The organism is Tardiphaga sp. OK246 (assembly GCF_900188215.1).
GTDB classification, from domain to species: Bacteria; Pseudomonadota; Alphaproteobacteria; order Rhizobiales; family Xanthobacteraceae; genus Tardiphaga; species Tardiphaga robiniae.
The window spans coordinates 1,101,726-1,118,100 of the sequence record NZ_FZOX01000001.1 but is presented as its reverse complement, the minus strand read 5'-3'; the positions used below and the strand labels follow the sequence as shown (position 1 = coordinate 1,118,100).

20 protein-coding genes are annotated in these 16,375 nt (G+C 61.3%); 14 read left to right on the top strand and 6 right to left on the bottom strand.

Annotated elements, in window-relative coordinates; all coding sequences use genetic code 11:
• Positions 1 to 92: 92 nt before the first annotated feature.
• Positions 93 to 542, bottom strand: a complete 450-nt coding sequence (hemJ, locus tag CHC01_RS05445) for a protoporphyrinogen oxidase HemJ (RefSeq protein WP_089263670.1) — start codon at positions 540 to 542, stop codon at positions 93 to 95.
• A gap of 514 nt (positions 543 to 1,056) precedes the next feature.
• On the opposite strand from hemJ, the gene CHC01_RS05440 reads away from it, so the two are divergent.
• From CHC01_RS05440 to dnaQ, 4 genes are read left to right on the top strand one after another with little or no spacing between them, the layout of a single operon-like run.
• On the top strand, positions 1,057 to 1,896 hold the full coding sequence (locus CHC01_RS05440) for a pyruvate, water dikinase regulatory protein (RefSeq protein ID WP_089263669.1): 840 nt from the start codon (positions 1,057 to 1,059) through the stop codon (positions 1,894 to 1,896).
• Positions 1,893 to 2,501 (top strand): Maf family protein, encoded by a 609-nt coding sequence (locus tag CHC01_RS05435; RefSeq protein WP_089263115.1) that lies wholly within the window; start codon positions 1,893 to 1,895, stop codon positions 2,499 to 2,501. The genes CHC01_RS05440 and CHC01_RS05435 overlap by 4 nt, the downstream gene beginning before the upstream one ends.
• Before the next feature lie 16 nt (positions 2,502 to 2,517).
• Positions 2,518 to 3,117, top strand: a complete 600-nt coding sequence (gene coaE, locus CHC01_RS05430) for a dephospho-CoA kinase (protein WP_089263113.1) — start codon at positions 2,518 to 2,520, stop codon at positions 3,115 to 3,117.
• 32 nt (positions 3,118 to 3,149) lie between these two features.
• Positions 3,150 to 3,851: a DNA polymerase III subunit epsilon gene (gene dnaQ / locus CHC01_RS05425; RefSeq protein ID WP_089263111.1), complete on the top strand. Its 702-nt coding sequence runs from the start codon at positions 3,150 to 3,152 to the stop codon at positions 3,849 to 3,851.
• 61 nt (positions 3,852 to 3,912) lie between these two features.
• Here the strand turns inward: dnaQ and secB are convergent, their stop codons facing one another.
• Positions 3,913 to 4,392 carry a protein-export chaperone SecB gene (secB, locus tag CHC01_RS05420; protein WP_068730233.1) on the bottom strand — a complete coding sequence of 160 codons (480 nt, stop codon included), beginning with the start codon at positions 4,390 to 4,392 and terminating at the stop codon, positions 3,913 to 3,915.
• A 503-nt stretch (positions 4,393 to 4,895) separates the two neighbouring features.
• Between secB and CHC01_RS05415 the strand changes: the two genes are divergently transcribed.
• Genes CHC01_RS05415 through CHC01_RS05405 form a run of 3 tightly spaced genes read left to right on the top strand, consistent with a single transcriptional unit; the run spans position 4,896 to position 7,919 of the window.
• Positions 4,896 to 5,591 carry a Tim44/TimA family putative adaptor protein gene (locus tag CHC01_RS05415; protein ID WP_068730234.1) on the top strand — a complete coding sequence of 232 codons (696 nt, stop codon included), beginning with the start codon at positions 4,896 to 4,898 and terminating at the stop codon, positions 5,589 to 5,591.
• Positions 5,488 to 7,326, top strand: a complete 1,839-nt coding sequence (mltA, locus tag CHC01_RS05410; RefSeq protein WP_089263110.1) for a murein transglycosylase A — start codon at positions 5,488 to 5,490, stop codon at positions 7,324 to 7,326. The genes CHC01_RS05415 and mltA overlap by 104 nt, the downstream gene beginning before the upstream one ends.
• Positions 7,323 to 7,919, top strand: coding sequence for a Smr/MutS family protein (locus CHC01_RS05405; RefSeq protein ID WP_089263108.1), 597 nt, complete (start codon positions 7,323 to 7,325; stop codon positions 7,917 to 7,919). Before mltA ends, CHC01_RS05405 begins: the two co-directional genes overlap by 4 nt.
• A 49-nt stretch (positions 7,920 to 7,968) precedes the next feature.
• On the opposite strand, the gene hslU is transcribed toward CHC01_RS05405, so the two are convergent.
• Genes hslU through hslV form a run of 3 tightly spaced genes read right to left on the bottom strand, consistent with a single transcriptional unit; the run spans position 7,969 to position 10,492 of the window.
• On the bottom strand, positions 7,969 to 9,270 hold the full coding sequence (hslU, locus tag CHC01_RS05400; RefSeq protein WP_089263106.1) for an ATP-dependent protease ATPase subunit HslU: 1,302 nt from the start codon (positions 9,268 to 9,270) through the stop codon (positions 7,969 to 7,971).
• Positions 9,271 to 9,311: 41 nt separating this feature from the next.
• Positions 9,312 to 9,923, bottom strand: a complete 612-nt coding sequence (locus tag CHC01_RS05395) for a DUF2585 domain-containing protein (RefSeq protein ID WP_089263104.1) — start codon at positions 9,921 to 9,923, stop codon at positions 9,312 to 9,314.
• Positions 9,920 to 10,492: an ATP-dependent protease subunit HslV gene (gene hslV, locus CHC01_RS05390; protein ID WP_068730238.1), complete on the bottom strand. Its 573-nt coding sequence runs from the start codon at positions 10,490 to 10,492 to the stop codon at positions 9,920 to 9,922. Before hslV ends, CHC01_RS05395 begins: the two co-directional genes overlap by 4 nt.
• Positions 10,493 to 10,693: 201 nt before the next feature.
• On the opposite strand from hslV, the gene hisB reads away from it, so the two are divergent.
• From hisB to coaA, 7 genes are read left to right on the top strand one after another with little or no spacing between them, the layout of a single operon-like run.
• On the top strand, positions 10,694 to 11,287 hold the full coding sequence (gene hisB, locus CHC01_RS05385; protein ID WP_089263102.1) for an imidazoleglycerol-phosphate dehydratase HisB: 594 nt from the start codon (positions 10,694 to 10,696) through the stop codon (positions 11,285 to 11,287).
• Positions 11,288 to 11,318: 31 nt separating this feature from the next.
• Positions 11,319 to 11,849 carry a DUF2628 domain-containing protein gene (locus CHC01_RS05380; RefSeq protein ID WP_089263100.1) on the top strand — a complete coding sequence of 177 codons (531 nt, stop codon included), beginning with the start codon at positions 11,319 to 11,321 and terminating at the stop codon, positions 11,847 to 11,849.
• On the top strand, positions 11,846 to 12,496 hold the full coding sequence (gene hisH / locus CHC01_RS05375; protein WP_089263098.1) for an imidazole glycerol phosphate synthase subunit HisH: 651 nt from the start codon (positions 11,846 to 11,848) through the stop codon (positions 12,494 to 12,496). The genes CHC01_RS05380 and hisH overlap by 4 nt, the downstream gene beginning before the upstream one ends.
• A complete protein-coding gene (gene hisA, locus CHC01_RS05370) occupies positions 12,493 to 13,224 on the top strand; it encodes a 1-(5-phosphoribosyl)-5-[(5-phosphoribosylamino)methylideneamino]imidazole-4-carboxamide isomerase (protein ID WP_089263668.1) in 732 nt (243 codons plus the stop codon). The genes hisH and hisA overlap by 4 nt, the downstream gene beginning before the upstream one ends.
• Before the next feature lie 10 nt (positions 13,225 to 13,234).
• Entirely contained in the window at positions 13,235 to 13,996 is a 762-nt protein-coding gene (gene hisF / locus CHC01_RS05365; protein ID WP_068730242.1) for an imidazole glycerol phosphate synthase subunit HisF, read from the top strand.
• Between the two features lie 48 nt (positions 13,997 to 14,044).
• Positions 14,045 to 14,365: a phosphoribosyl-ATP diphosphatase gene (locus CHC01_RS05360; protein WP_089263096.1), complete on the top strand. Its 321-nt coding sequence runs from the start codon at positions 14,045 to 14,047 to the stop codon at positions 14,363 to 14,365.
• A 28-nt stretch (positions 14,366 to 14,393) separates the two neighbouring features.
• Positions 14,394 to 15,347 (top strand): type I pantothenate kinase, encoded by a 954-nt coding sequence (gene coaA / locus CHC01_RS05355; RefSeq protein WP_089263094.1) that lies wholly within the window; start codon positions 14,394 to 14,396, stop codon positions 15,345 to 15,347.
• Positions 15,348 to 15,351: 4 nt separating this feature from the next.
• On the opposite strand, the gene olsB is transcribed toward coaA, so the two are convergent.
• Complete coding sequence (gene olsB, locus CHC01_RS05350) at positions 15,352 to 16,302, bottom strand: l-ornithine N(alpha)-acyltransferase (protein WP_089263667.1); 951 nt, start codon at positions 16,300 to 16,302, stop codon at positions 15,352 to 15,354.
• Positions 16,303 to 16,375 lie beyond the last annotated feature (73 nt).

Below are 16,375 nucleotides of genomic sequence, written 5' to 3'. Positions count from 1 at the left end.
ATCCGCCTGCGTGGGGTGGGATGACGCGAATATAGAAAATCGTAGGGTGTCGCGCAAGGAGCCGAAACGGCGGTTGTGATGACAAATTTGGCCTAGAACGGCTTCACGATCACCAAAATGACGATCAGGATCATCAAAATTGTGGGTACCTCGTTGATAATTCGATAGAATTTCGAAGTCCGCGTATTTTTGTCCTGAGCAAAATCACGCACCCGGGCACTCAGGAAGCCATGAACGCCAGACATCAGCAGCACCAGCGTCAGTTTGGCGTGAAACCAGCCCGAGCTGAACCAGTGACCGGCCCAGGCGAGATACAGGCCGAGGATCCAGGTGGCGATCATCGCCGGATTGATGATCGCCTTGAGCAGACGACGCTCCATCACCTTAAAGGTTTCGGATTGCTTCGAGCCGATCTCCGCATCGCAGTGATAGACGAACAGTCGCGGCAGATACAGCATGCCCGCCATCCACGAGATGACGGCGATCACATGCAGCGCCTTGGCCCAAGAGTATAGCAGGTCATATCCGCCACCGACGAACATCGTCAAAAAAACATACAGGCCGGAAAGCCACTCGGACATTTTTAGGAAACTCTTAATCGCTCGGTAACGGTTGCAGGGGCATCGTCGCCACTGGAACGTATTGCGAGACGTCAGCGTTGCAGCGACGACGGATAAAGACCCGATCGACGCGTTATCCGCAAGCGGTCTCTTCCCTAAACAATCCTTATAGATTCTTAGGTTTGAGTCTAAGTAGCAGTGGATTGCGCCCGCGCAATGCTGTCCCGTCTTATCCCTATCTTATGCACATTGCCGCGTGATTCCCCCAAAGCGGCCTGCATGCAAGTTCGATATGCAGCGCAAAGGCTTACCATCGCCGTGCACTGGATTATCCCAAGACAAACCCGGATAACCCCATTATCATTCAGAGCAGCCTCAGAGCTTTTCCTCTTCATGAGCCCTGTGAAGAAAAAACCGAGTTATCCCGGGCCCGCCGAGGCGATGGTCGATTTCCCGGAAAAGCTCCACAGAGATTCACAGGACATACACGATCATGGTGCCCACCACCGGCAGCTATTTTCATCTTCATCTGGTCTCCGATTCGACCGGTGAGACGTTGATCACGGTGGCCCGCGCCGTCGCGGCGCAATATGCCAACGTCACCCCGGTCGAACATGTCTACCCACTGGTCCGCAGCCAAAAGCAACTCGATCGTGTGCTTTCCGAAATCGAGGAAGCGCCGGGCATTGTTCTCTTCACGCTGCTGGAAAAAGATCTCGTCGGCCGACTGGAAGCCAAGTGCCAGGAGATCAACAGCCCGAGCCTGTCGATCATCGGGCCAGTGATGCAGCTCTTTCAGGCCTATCTTGGTGCGTCGACCACCGGCCGCGTCGGTGCGCAGCACACGCTCAACGCCGAATATTTCAAGCGTATCGATGCACTGAATTATTCGATGATGCATGACGACGGCCAGCATGTGGAAGGCCTCGAAGAAGCGGACGTGGTTCTGGTCGGCGTGTCGCGCACATCGAAGACACCAACATCGATCTATCTTGCCAATCGTGGTGTGCGCACGGCCAATGTGCCGCTCGTCCCCGGCATCCCCATTCCCCATCAGCTTGAGACGTTGAAAAATCCGCTGGTGGTCAGCCTGCACGCGACGCCGGAGCGCTTGATTCAGATTCGCCAGAACCGGCTTCTCAGCATTGGCAGCGATACGGCCAATGACGATTATATCGATCGCCAGTCGGTCACGGACGAAGTCACCTATGCGCGCAAGCTTAGCGCCAAATACGGCTGGGCTTTGTTGGAAGTGACACGTCGCTCCATCGAGGAAACCGCGGCAGCCATCATGAAACTGCTGGCCGATCGCCAGCGTCAGAGGATGTCCGAATGACCATTTGGCGTGGCGTGCAACCACTGATCCTGGCGTCGCAGAGTTTGGCGCGTCGTGAGTTGCTGGCGAATGCTGGCATTACGTTTGATGCGATGCCGGCGGATATCGACGAGCGCGGCATCCAGCAGAAATCCGGGTTGACGGCGCCTGGTGAGATCGCGGCTTTGCTCGCCGAGCGGAAGGCGGCCTTTATCTCGCTGCGTCATCCCGGCCGCTATGTTCTTGGCGCCGATCAAATCCTGGCGCTCGGGGATCGGATGTTCAGCAAACCCGCCGGACGCGAACAGGCGGCCGAACAACTTGCGATCCTCGCCGGTCGGACCCACGAATTGCATTCAGCGCTTGCCGTCGCTTGCGATGGTGCGACGTTGTTCTCCAATGTCTCCGTGGCGCATATGACCATGCGCAAGCTGGATGATGCGGCGATCAATGCCTATCTGGACGCTGCGGGCGACAAGGTGACGACGAGTGTCGGCGCCTATCAGCTCGAAGGTCTGGGTGTGCATCTGTTCGAGCTGATTGAAGGCGATCACTTTACCATTCTCGGCCTACCGCTGCTGCCGCTGTTGAGTTTCCTGCGCGGCGAAGAGATGATCGCGATCTGATTTTTATGAGGAATTGATGCGCGTATTGGGGCTGACCGGTTCGATCGGAATGGGGAAATCCACCACGGCGAAGTTGTTCATGGAAGCCGGCGTGCCGGTCTATGACGCCGACGCCACCGTGCACATGATCTATGAGGGCGAAGCTGCACCGCTGATCGAGGCGGCGTTTCCCGGAACCACCGTAAATGGCAAGGTCGATCGCGCGAAGCTATCGCCGCTGGTGGTGCACGATGCCGCCGCGATGAAGAAGCTCGAGCAGATCGTGCATCCCCTGCTCGGCGCCTACCACAAGAAATTCCTGGACGATGCCGAGAAATCTGGCGTGCCGGTGGCGGTGGTCGATGTACCCCTGCTCTATGAGACCGGCGGTGAAAAGCGCGTCGATGCGGTAGTCGTCGTGTCCACCAATCCCGAGCAGCAGCGCGAGCGCATCCTGGCGCGCGAGGGTATGACAGCCGAGAAACTCGACGCCATTCTGGCGCGGCAGCTGCCTGACGCCGAAAAGCGCAAGCGCGCCGACTTCGTGGTGGATACATCGAACGGATTGGACCCCGTGCGGGAGCAGATCCGTGAAATTCTCGCCGAGGCTGTTAAGATGCCGCAACGGCGACCGTAACCGCCCCCTGATTCGACAACCGGCTTACTGCGATGCGCGAAATCGTCATGGATACCGAAACCACCGGCCTCGATCCCCTCCGGGGCGATCGGCTGGTGGAAATCGGTTGCCTCGAAATCTTCAACCGGATGCCGACCGGCCAGACCTTCCATGTCTACGTCAATCCCGAGCGTGACATGCCTCAGGAAGCATTCAACGTGCACGGGCTGTCGGCCGAGTTCCTGTCGACCAAGCCGCTGTTTCACGAAGTGGTCGACGACTTCATGGCCTTCATCGGCGATTCGCCCCTGGTGATTCATAATGGCATGTTCGACCTCGGCTTCATCAATGCCGAACTCGATCGCATCAAGCGCCCGCCGGTGCCGCGCGAGCGTCTCGTTGACACGCTGCTGCTGGCGCGCCGCAAGCATCCCGGTGTGTCGAACAAGCTCGACGATCTCTGCGCCCGCTATGCGATCGACAATTCCCGCCGCACCAAGCACGGCGCGCTGCTCGACTCCGAATTGCTGGCGGAAGTCTATATAGACCTCATTGGCGCCCGGCAGTCGCAACTGATCCTGGCGGACGAAGCGCCTGCGCAGCGCACCGGCAGCATCAATGATGCACCGCGCCGCCAGCGCGAGATCGCACTTGCGCCGCGCGTGACCGAAGCCGATCGCGCCGAGCACCGCGCCTTTGTCGCAACGATGGGCGAGAAGGCAATCTGGAACGAATTTCTGGGAACGCCGTCGTAAAACGACAATGGCCGGGACAAGCCCGGCCATGACGTAAGCTTATTGTTTGGAGCACCCGAACTTAGTTTGCCGGACCAGCGTCGGCTTGAGCCTGACGTTCCAGGTTCTGCCGGTACAGACCGACGAAATCCACGGGATCGAGCATCAGCGGCGGGAAGCCGCCATCGCGCACAGCGGTGGCGATGATTTCGCGCGCGAACGGGAACAGCAGGCGCGGGCATTCGATCATAACCAGCGGGTGCAGGTTTTCCTGCGGCACGTTGACGATGCGGAATACGCCGGCATAGGCCAGTTCGAACGAGAACAGCACCGAGCCGGCGTTCTCGGCCTTGCCCTCGACCGACAGCGTCACTTCATATTCGCTCTCGGAGAGATTGTTGGCGCCGACATTGATCTGGATATTGATGTTCGGCTGCTGGGCCTGCGGTGCCAGCGAGGCTGGGGCGTTCGGGTTTTCGAACGACAGGTCCTTGGTGTACTGCGCCAGTACATTAAGCTGAGGGGGGGACTGCTCCGGAGGGGTGCCGTTGCCGTTTGCCATCGAAAATTCTCCTGAAGCGCTGCCGGGCGGGTGGAACCGGTTCGTCGCGGGCGTCCGCACGAACGGTCGAATGAGGTGATCGCGGCGAGTGGCTATCATAGGCCTAAGGCACTCGACAAGGATGCCCCGCCGCAACCTGGACGCTAGAAAATCGCCGGTTTGACCCACCGCTTGGGCATCCAGGTGCAAAACCGGTCATATTCGCCCCGAATTCACGTTAAATGACTGAAAGTGCGGGTTTTCCTCGTTCGATCCGATTTCCTCTGACAGACAAACGCGCTAGAATTTATCGAAACGGTTGCGGTCGAGGCTGCCGGTGCGAAGGCCGCTTTGCCGCAGCCGGACACGATGGCGCGCCATTGGCTGGGCTTAGTTTCATGTCTACATGGAGCAGGTTCGCCCATGACGCGATCTCCCGACCTGCGGGAGCCGATTTCAGCACCGCGATGGGCGGCATAGTCTTCCGCCGGGCATGCCCGGCACCGATCAGAAAGCAATAAGACGTGGACATTTACACCATCATCTTCCTGGCACTGGCGGTCTTCATTTTCATCCGCCTGCGCAATGTGCTCGGACAGCGCACCGGCGAAGAGCGTCCGCCCTTCGACCGCGCGGCGCGTGATGCTCTGCCGCCCGAAGGCAATGTCGTACCGATGCCCGGCGGCCCCATTGATCAGGCTGCGCCGGCACCGGCCGCCGACGTCTCTCCCGCCGAGCGCTGGAAGGGCATCACCGAACCGGGCACGCCGCTCGCCGCCGGTCTCGATGCCATCGTCGACCAGGATTCGTCGTTCGATCCGCGCCATTTCATCACCGGCGCCAAGGGCGCCTATGAGATGATCGTGTTGGCCTTTGCCAATGGCGATCGTCGGTCGCTGAAGGATCTGCTGTCATCGGAAGTGTTCGACTCGTTCGACGCCGTCATCAAGGACCGCGAGAAGAACGAGCAGAAGACCGAGACCCGTTTCGTCTCCATCGACAAGGCCGAACTCGTCGGCGCCGAAGTGCGCGATCGCGCGGCACAGCTCACCGTACGTTTCGTGTCGCAGATGATTTCGGTGACGCGCGACAAGACCGGCGCTGTGGTCGACGGCAATGCCGACAAGGTCAGCGACATCACCGACGTCTGGACTTTTGCCCGCGACATCACTTCGCGCGATCCGAATTGGAAGCTGGTTGGCACCGGCAGCGTGCAATAACGCTGCCAGGCTCGGCCGGCTTGCCGCGCTGTGCGTGATTGCTGCTGCGTTGGTCCCTGTCTCTGCGGACGCACGGGTCCGGCGTCACGCCAAGCACGTCAAGAATGATCCTGCACAATTTGTGTATGTGCCGCGGCACAATCCGCCGCGGGAATGGCCGTTCGAATTCACAGGCAGCCAATATGCGCCGGTGAATTGGGCCGATATCGCCGGCTGGAGCGAGGACGATCACCTCCTCGCCTTCCAGGCTTTTCGCACCAGCTGCAAGCCGATTGTTGCTCAACGCAACTCACCAACGGATTCGAAGGCGCTCGGCACCACGCTCCGCGATCCCTGCCGGGCTGCGAGAACTGCCGAGATTTCCGATGGCGCCAAGGCCCGCGCTTTCTTCGAAGACCATTTTCTGCCGCTGCGTATCTCACGGCTCGGCGAGCCTGAAGGTTTCGTCACCGGCTACTATGAGCCGGTGATCGACGGTTCGCGCACGAAGACTGACGTTTACACCGTGCCGGTCTATCGCCGCCCGTCGAATCTGTTTGTGCGCGGCTATCGCCAGTCATCCGCAAGCATGCCGAATGGCGGCGACGTGTTCCGCAAGATTGGCCGTCGCAAACTCGTGCCTTATTATGATCGTGGTGAGATCGAAGACGGCGCCATCGCCGGGCGCGGGCTCGAAATCGTGTGGCTGAAGAGCCAGACCGATTTGTTGTTTACGCAGATCCAGGGCTCGGCGCGCGTCCGCCTCGAAGACGGCGGCACGGTGCGGATCAATTACGATGCGCATAATGGCTATCGCTATACGCCGGTCGGTCGCGTGCTGATTGATCGTGGCATCATTCCGCGCGAGCAGATGTCGATGCAGCGTATCCGGCAATATATGGAAGAGAACCCGGATGCCGCGAGCGAACTGCGTCGGCAGAATCGCTCCTATGTCTTCTTTCGCGAAGTGCAGCTCTCCGACAAGGACGAAGCCGTCGGTGCGCAAGGCGTACCGCTGACGCCGGGCCGATCCATCGCCGTCGACAAGTCGCTGCATGTCTATGGCACACCGTTCTTCATCGAAGGCGATCTGCCGGTCGACTCGGATACGGCAAAGACGCCGTTCCGTCGCCTGATGGTAGCGCAGGACACCGGCTCGGCCATTGTCGGCCCGGCCCGTGCCGATCTGTATTTTGGGGCCGGTCCAGAAGCTGGCCGAGTCGCCGGCCGGATGCGCCACCCTGCGCGCTTTGTTATGCTGGTGCCGAAGAGTCTCGATCCCTCTGTGCGCGGCCATCACATGCCGCTGCCCGATGCGCGGCCGTCGGAGACAATCGCAAAGCTGTTTCCGCAGACCGAGCCGAAGCCGGTCGAAGCATCGAAGGTCGAAAATTCCGCGATCGATAACAAGGCTGCAGCAAAGCCCGATACGTCCAGGTCTGAGACATCGGTCGCGTCGAAGCCCGCGGCGCCAGCCGTGACAATGACGACGCCATTGCCAGTTGCAAAACCAGCTGCGGCTGTAGTCGGGCCCGCTCCGACATCCCCGCCAGCCGCGGCTACGACAGTGCCATTGCCGGAGGCACGGCCTGCGGTCGCGCCTCAAGTCGCAGCCGAGGCGAAGTCGCAGAAAAAACCCGAAGTAAAACCTGAAGTGAAGCGGGAAGTTAAACCGAAACGTGCCAAAGCCAGGCACCGCGTGTATCGTCGCGCAGTGAAGCAGCCGCAGTCCCTCTTCCGTTTTCCCTGGCAATGAAGCGTTCACGTCCACCGCAACTCATCGATCCCGTGGCGCCGCGCCGTCGCCGCGTGCTGAGCGAAGAGGAGCGCGCGCTGTGGGAACTGGTTGCCAAACAGGTCAAGCCGCTGCGCAAGAAGCGTGTGGTGAAGCCGGAGCCTGAGGAAGACGGGCCAACGCTTGTGAAAGTCGCGGCGCCCAAGAAGATGACCTCGGCACCCCCAGCAGTCCTCAAAACCGCAAAGCCTGCGCCGCCGCCGGTGCCGCCTCTGGCGCCGCTCGGGCGTCGCGAGCGTTCGCAGCTCTCGCGCGGTCGCAAGGACATCGACGCGCGGATCGATCTGCACGGAATGACACAGACGCGCGCGCATCACGCGCTGTCGGCATTCCTGCATCGCGCCAGCCATGACGGCATGACTTTCGTGCTGGTTATCACCGGCAAGGGCCGCACGACCGGCCCGGAATCCGAGCGCGGCGTCCTGCGCCGCCAGGTGCCGCTCTGGCTGGGACTGCCGGAGTTTCGGTCGCTGGTGGTGGGATTCGAGGAAGCGCATATCGGGCACGGCGGCGCCGGTGCGCTGTATGTGCGGATCAGGCGGGCGCGTTCTTAACCTCTCCCCGCAAGAGCGGGGCGAGGGAGCGAGAGGTCAGTGCTTCGTCTCACAAAATAAACCGGCTCAGATCCGAATTCTTCGCCAGATCCCCCACATGCTTCTGCACGTAGGCGGCATCGATTCGGATGGTCTCGCCGTTGCGATCGGGCGCAGCGAAGGAAATCTCGTCGAGCACGCGCTCCATCACCGTCTGCAAACGTCGTGCGCCGATATTCTCGACGCTTGAATTCACGGCAACGGCAACGTCGGCCAGTGCATCGATGGCATCGTCGGCGAATTCCAGCGTCACGCCTTCGGTCTGCAGCAGCGCCACATATTGCTTGATCAGCGAAGCTTCCGGCTCGGTGAGAATGCGGCGCATGTCGTCGCGGGTCAGCGCATTAAGCTCGACGCGGATCGGCAGGCGGCCCTGCAATTCCGGCAAGAGATCGCTCGGCTTGGCAATATGGAATGCGCCGGATGCGATGAACAGGATGTGGTCGGTCTTCACCGCGCCGTGCTTGGTGGAGACGGTGGTGCCTTCGATCAGCGGCAGCAGGTCACGCTGAACGCCTTCGCGCGAGACTTCGCCGCCGCTGCGGCCGTCGCGCACGCAGATCTTGTCGATCTCGTCGAGAAACACGATGCCGTTGTTCTCGACCACTGAAATCGCTTCCTGCACGAGTGCGTCGCTGTCGAGCAGCTTGTCGGCTTCCTCATTCACCAGCGGCTCATGTGCATCTTCCACGCGCAGGCGGCGCGTCTTGGTGCTCTTGCCCATCTTGCCGAAGATATCGCCAATCGAGATCGCGCCCATCTGCGCGCCGGGCATTCCCGGGATTTCGAACATCGAGGGGCCGCCGGAGGACTGAACCTCGATCTCGATCTCCTTATCGTTGAGCTCGCCGGTGCGGAGCTTCTTGCGGAACGACTCTTTCGTTGCTGCGCTTGCGGTGGCGCCGACCAGAGCATCGACCACGCGATCCTCGGCGGCGAGCTGAGCTCGCGCCTGGACGTCCTTGCGCTTGCGCTCGCGGGTTAGCGAGATCGCGACCTCGACGAGGTCCCTGATGATCTGCTCGACATCACGGCCGACATAGCCGACCTCGGTGAACTTGGTGGCTTCGACCTTGATGAAAGGCGCGCCGGCGAGCTTCGCCAGCCGGCGCGCGATCTCGGTCTTGCCGACGCCGGTGGGGCCGATCATCAGGATGTTCTTTGGCAGCACTTCCTCGCGGAGCGAACCGGTCAGTTGCAGGCGCCGCCAACGATTGCGCAGCGCGATCGATACCGCGCGCTTGGCGTCGTGCTGGCCGACGATGAACCGGTCGAGTTCGCTTACGATTTCGCGGGGAGAAAAGTCGGTCATGTCACTCTACGTAAGTTGAGAAAGGCGTGGGGACAAGCGGATCAGATAATAGGTGGGCCGGCCTGCCAGGTTCGGATCGCTTCGAATGGATGAATCAGCATGATCACGTTCAAAGTGAGATTGTCGCGAATGTGCAGGCCGACCAGAATCTCGAACAGAAGCGCGATCGCGACGGTAGCGGCGACCGGCAGCTTCCGCGCCAGGATGAAGCCCGTGGTCATCGACAGCGTGTCCGCCAGCGAATTGACGATGCTGTCGCCGTAATAATCGAGCGACATCGTACCCGCGCGGTAGCGCTCGATGATCCAGCTCGAATTTTCCAGCAGCTCCCAGCCGCCTTCGACGAGCATCGCAACGATCAGCCGCGCGATCCAGGACAGTCGTGGAAACAGCAGCCAGGTGGCGGCGTAAAACAAGAAGCCGTGGATAATGTGAGAGAATGTGTACCAGTCGGTGAGGTGCTGTGAATTCTCCGAACTCAGCACCACGCCATGCCACAGCTTCACGTAGCCACAGGCGCAGATCGGCAATCGCCCCATCGCATAAAGAAGAGTCGCCTGCAGGGCGAGCAGGCCGAGTGCGATGACGACGCCCTGCTTGATCGAGAGGTCGCTGCCGGACGACGCGTGGGTATTGTGACCCGCGACGGTCATGCCTCCAGCATTTCCAGCGTCACGTTGCGGTTGGTGTAGACGCAGATATCGGCGGCGATATCGAGTGATTTGCGCACGATGGTCTCGGCATCCTGGTCGGTGTCGACCAGCGCCCGCGCTGCCGCCAGCGCGTAATTGCCGCCAGAGCCGATGGCCATCACGCCGGCTTCCGGCTCGAGCACGTCGCCGGTGCCGGTCAGCACCAGCGAGACGTCCTTGTCGGCGACGATCATCATGGCTTCCAGCCGGCGCAGATACCGGTCGGTGCGCCAGTCCTTGGCGAGTTCGACGGCCGCCCGGGTCAATTGGCCGGGATACTGCTCCAGTTTGGCTTCGAGACGCTCGAACAGCGTGAAGGCGTCCGCCGTGGCGCCGGCAAAGCCGCCGATCACGTCGCCCTTGCCCAGTTTACGGACCTTTTTGGCATTGGATTTGATGACCGTCTGGCCGATCGAGACCTGACCGTCGCCGCCGATCACGACTTTACCGCCCTTGCGGACGGTCAGGATGGTGGTGCCGTGCCAGACCGGAGATGATCCGTCATGGGAAGCCGAATAGGATGCGTTCATGGAAACCCTCTTGAGCGCCTGATCTAGGCACGGATACCGGCCGTTGCAAATCCGGCGACGAAGCATAGGCCAGCGGCCGATGCGCGCGGATTCCGGTCACCATAGGGGCAAAGATCGGTCCGGAATCGGCTCTCCCGCGGTAGCGAAGGTGTCATCTCCCTGTTAAAAGGGCGCGTTTTCAGCAGGCGGAGAGGCGTTTTCATGCGCACGGCGACGATCAAGCGCAAGACCAAGGAAACCGATATCGAGGTCTCCGTGAACCTCGACGGTACCGGCGTATCCAAATCGACCACCGGAATCGGCTTCTTCGACCATATGCTCGATCTGCTCGCCCGCCATTCCCGCATCGACGTCACTGTGAAGGCGGTCGGCGACCTCCATGTCGATTTCCATCATACGGTGGAGGATGTCGGCATCGCGCTTGGCCAGGCGGTCAAGCAGGCACTTGGCGATATGGCCGGGATCACCCGCTATGCCTCGGTCTATATGCCGATGGACGAGACCCTGACCCGGGTGGCGCTGGATATTTCCGGCCGGCCGGTGCTGGTGTTCAAGTCCACCTTCCCGACCCACAAGATCGGCGAATTCGACACCGAGCTGGTGCGCGAGTGGTTCAACGCCTTTGCCGGCAATGCGGGCGTGACTTTGCACGTCGAAACCCTATATGGCGAGAACAGCCATCACATCGCCGAATCCTGCTTCAAGGGTCTGGCGCGGGCGCTGCGGGCGGGTGTTGCGATCGATCCGCGCAATGCCGGCGAAGTACCATCCACCAAGGGTCAGCTCGGCGGCTGATCGGCCTCTACGGTTTCGGGCGGAGTTTGCCATGCCGGTCTACACAGTTCACGCACCTCGCGGTGCCGGCCCTGAGCCGTTTGCGGCAACGGACAAGTTCGAGTTCGTGCGCGATGGATTCCATTTCTGGGCGTTCGTCGCCGGCCTGATCTGGCTGATCTATCATCGGCTGTGGTGGGCACTGCTCGGCTATGTCGTGCTGTCGATCGCCGGCGAAGTCGCGCTGTCGATGTTGAAGGTCGATCTCGGCGCCCGTTTCGTTGTGATGCTGCTGTTCGCGCTGCTGATGGGCTTCGAGGCCGCCAGCCTGCGCCGCTGGACGCTGTCGCGCGGCAAGTGGCGTCAGCTCGATGTGGTCGTTGCAGATAACAAGGATGCCGCCGAGCGTCGCTTCTTCGATCGCTGGACCGCGCAGCATAACGCAGTCAACGATCAGTGGGCGAGCGATCGCGGCGGTCCGCCGCCGACCCGTCACGTTCCCAGCCAGTCTTTCTCACGTCCGCCGTCTCCGGCGCAAAACGACATCATCGGGTTATTCCCGCAACCGGGAGTGACACGGTGAGCGTTGCCATTATCGATTACGGCTCCGGCAACCTGCACTCCGCAGCGAAAGCGTTCGAGCGCGCCGCGCGCAGCATGGATGTGCCGGAGAAAATCATCGTCACGCGCGATCCCGAAGCGGTGTTCCGCGCCGATCGCATCGTGCTGCCCGGCGTCGGCGCTTTCGCGGATTGCCGCAAGGGACTGGATTCACTGGACGGCATGGTCGAGGCGATGACCGAAGCGGTGCGCGACAAGGCGCGCCCCTTCTTCGGCATCTGCGTCGGCATGCAGCTGATGGCGACCAAGGGCAAGGAACACGTCACGACCGAGGGGCTGGGCTGGATCGCCGGCGATGTCGAGAAGATCCAGCCGCGCGAAGAGAATCTGAAGATCCCCCATATGGGCTGGAACACGCTCGACATGGTGCGTGAGCACGCGGTGTTGGAGCGCCTGCCGCTTGGGCCGAAGGGCCGCCATGCCTATTTCGTACACTCCTATCACCTGAACGCGGTCAACGAAGCCGATGTGCTGGCGCGCGCCGATTACGGCGGTCCCATCACCGCCATCGTTGGCAAGGACACCGCGATCGGTACGCAATTTCATCCCGAAAAGAGCCAGCGCTTTGGCCTGGCCCTGATTTCGAACTTTCTGAAGTGGAAGCCGTGATTCTCTTTCCCGCCATCGATCTGAAAAACGGCCAGTGCGTTCGCCTTGAGCAGGGCGACATGGCGCGCGCCACTGTGTTCAACCTCGATCCCGCCGCACAGGCGCACGACTTCGAGACTCAAGGCTTCGAATATCTCCATGTCGTCGATCTCGATGGCGCCTTTGCCGGCAAGCCGGTGAATGCGCAGGCTGTGGAGTCGATGCTGAAGGTCATCAAGATGCCGGTGCAGCTCGGCGGCGGCATTCGCGATCTCAAGACGGTGGAAGCCTGGCTTTCCAAAGGTATCACCCGCGTCATCATCGGCACGGCTGCGGTGCGCGATCCAGCTCTGGTGAAGGAAGCCGCGAAGAAATTCCCCGGCAAGGTGGCCGTCGGCCTCGATGCGCGCGACGGCAAGGTTGCCGTTGAGGGCTGGGCTGAGACCTCGACCGTCACTGCGCTGGAAATCGCGCAGCGTTTTGAAGATGCTGGCGTCGCCGCCATCATCTTCACCGATATCGCGCGCGACGGTTTGCTCAAGGGTATCAATTGGGATGCGACGATTGCGCTGGCAGATTCGATTTCAATTCCGGTGATCGCCTCGGGCGGTCTCGCCTCCATCGATGATATCAAGGCCATGCTTGAGCCACGTGCTGCGAAGCTCGAAGGCGCGATCTCCGGCCGTGCGCTGTATGACGGGCGGATTGATCCGGCCGAGGCGCTGAAGCTCATCAAGCAGGCGGCATAAGGACCGAGCCATGTTCAAAGTCCGCGTCATCCCCTGCCTCGACGTCAAGGATGGACGCGTGGTGAAGGGCGTCAACTTCGTCGACCTGCGCGATGCCGGCGATCCCGTAGAGGCTGCGATCGCCTATGACGCCGCTGGCGCGGACGAGCTCACTTTCCTCGATATCAACGCTACCCACGAAAACCGCGGCACCATGATGGATGTGGTGCGTCGCACCGCTGAAGCCTGCTTCATGCCGCTCACGGTCGGCGGTGGGGTGCGTACGGTGGACGATATCAAGACGCTGCTGCGCGCCGGTGCCGACAAGGTCTCGATCAATTCGGCCGCGGTGGCCAATCGCCAGTTCGTCAAGGAAGCCGCCGAGAAGTTCGGCGATCAGTGCATCGTGGTGGCGATCGACGCCAAACGGTCCGGCTCGCGCTGGGAGATCTTTACCCATGGCGGCCGCAAGTCGACTGGCATCGATGCGATCGAGTTTGCCCAGGAAGTCGTGTCATTGGGCGCGGGCGAAATCCTGCTCACCTCGATGGATCGCGACGGCACCCGCTCCGGCTTCGATATCGAACTGACCCGGGCCATCGCCGACAGCGTCGGCGTACCGGTGATCGCTTCGGGCGGCGTCGGCAATCTCGATCATCTGGTCGAAGGTATCAGGAGCGGCCACGCCACCGCGGTGCTGGCGGCCTCGATTTTTCACTTCGGGGAATTTACCATTCGCGAGGCCAAGGAGCATATGGTCCGGGCCGGACTGCCGATGCGGCTCGACCCCTAGGTCAATCTCTGGCAGGAGTCTGCGCTGCCCAGCCAACAAGGCGCCGAAATGGCTTTTACGCTTCATGACCTTGCCGATACCATCGACGCCCGCGCGGCGGCGGGTGGCGACGCGTCCTATACCCGCAAGCTGCTCGACAAGGGCGCGGAGCATTGCGCCAAGAAATTCGGCGAGGAAGCGGTCGAAACCGTGATCGCGGCGGTCGAGAACGATCGCACCAATCTGATCAATGAAAGTGCCGACCTGCTGTTTCATCTGCTGGTGCTGCTGAAAGCGCGCGGCGTAACGATTCAGGAGGTCGAGGCGGCGCTCGGTCAGCGCACGTCGCAATCCGGACTGCAAGAGAAAGCGTCGCGCAAGAGCGAGTAACAGCGTCGATCACAACGGGGACCGCTTCATGGATATGCGGGCAGACCAACAATACAATCCCTATCGGAATTTCTCGCGGGAGCAGTGGGCCAAGCTGCGCGACGATACGCCGATGACGCTGGAGGCCGGCGAGATCGCCGCCCTGCGTTCGATGTATGATCGCCTCGATCTGCGCGAGGTCGAAGAGATTTACCTGCCGCTGTCCCGCCTGCTTTCGATCTATGTCACGGCGACACAACGTCTGTATTACGCGCAGCGCAAGTTCCTCGGCATCGAGGATCGCAAGATGCCCTATATCATCGGCGTCGCCGGGTCGGTGGCGGTCGGCAAGTCGACCACCGCCCGCGTGCTGCAGGCACTGCTCGCAAGATGGTCGCCGCGGCCCAAGGTCGATCTCGTCACCACCGACGGCTTTCTCTATCCGAATGCGGTGCTCGAGCGCGAAGGCATCATGCAGAAGAAGGGCTTTCCCGAAAGCTACGATCTGCCGACGCTGCTACAGTTTCTCAGTGACATCAAAGCCGGCCGCAATGCTGTCCGCGCGCCTGTGTATTCGCATCTCACTTACGACGTGGTCCCAAACAAGTGGGTCGAGGTCGATCAGCCCGACATCCTGATCGTCGAAGGCGTCAATGTGCTACAGACCGGCCGCCTCCCGCGCGACGGCAAGGCGGTGCCTGTGGTCTCCGACTTCTTTGACTTCTCCGTCTATATCGACGCCGATGAGCCGGTACTGCGCGACTGGTATGTGAGACGGTTTCTGGCGCTGCGCGACACCGCATTCCACGATCCGCGATCCTACTTCAATCGCTACGCATTGCTGTCGGATGAAGAAGCGACGGCGACGGCGCTGGCGATCTGGGAGCGCACCAACCTCGCCAATCTCGAAGACAACATCCTGCCGACGCGACCGCGTGCGACGCTTATCCTCAAAAAGGGTGCGGATCACGTAGTGGAAAACGTCGCGCTGCGTCGCCTCTAAGCGATTACGCCGCGTGGCGTGAGGTGTCCGTGCTGAAATGCTCGATATAGCGTGCGCCGATTGACGTCACCGGCATCACGATCAGAACGTCGGTGGTGCCGAACTGATGATCGATCACGGCGCCGTCGCCGATCATGGCGCCGATCCGTAGATAGCCTTTGATCAGCGGCGGTAGCGCACGAAGCGCCGCCTTGGTGTCGATGGCATCCGCGGCCATCCGGTTCATCTCGACATAGCGCGACGGATGCGCGCGGGCGCGCCAGGCTTCGGGCGCGCGGGCGTTGTGATGTAGGAACGACAGCGGCAGCGCGAGGCGATCCGGATCGGTGCCTTCAAAACTGGCGCAACCGATCATGACGTCGAACTTGTTCTGCCGCACATAGCTCCAGATGCCCTGCCACAGCAATTCGACGGTACGCTTGTTGCGGTAGCGCGGCAGCACGCAGGAGCGGCCGAGTTCAAGAAACCGCAGACCGGCATGGCGCTCGATCATCCCCGACAGATCGAATTCGCTGTCGGTATAGAACCCCCCGTTCTGCATGGCCGCCTCATGGCGTAGCAGGCGATAGGTGCCGACCACCGGCTGCTTGCCGGACAGTGTGGGCTTGGCATCGTGATCGACGACGAGAAGGTGATCGCAGATCTTGTCGAATGCATCCTTGTCGCGGCGTGCCAGCATCGTGGCGGCGTCGGCGATCGCGGTGCCGTTCTTGTAGAATACCTTGTAGCGCAGACGCTGCGCGCGCTTCACGTCGCGCTTGTCCTGCGCGAGGCGAACTTCGAGCGGACCCATCCGGCCTAACGAATTCGTGGCGACCGGAATGCCGTTGGCGGGATGGAGATGCAGCGGCGGCTTGAACCAGGTGATCGCCGTCTGCGCAGCGGCGCTCATGTTCTGGGGCCGCAACATCTGCATGAAACCCTGCTTCGGTCGCACCAGTTCGTTGCCGTGCATGGCCATCCCCAACTCAATCGCCTTGTGCCGCAGGCATCACGCGAATCATCGATGCGGCTTATCCGCACCAGAC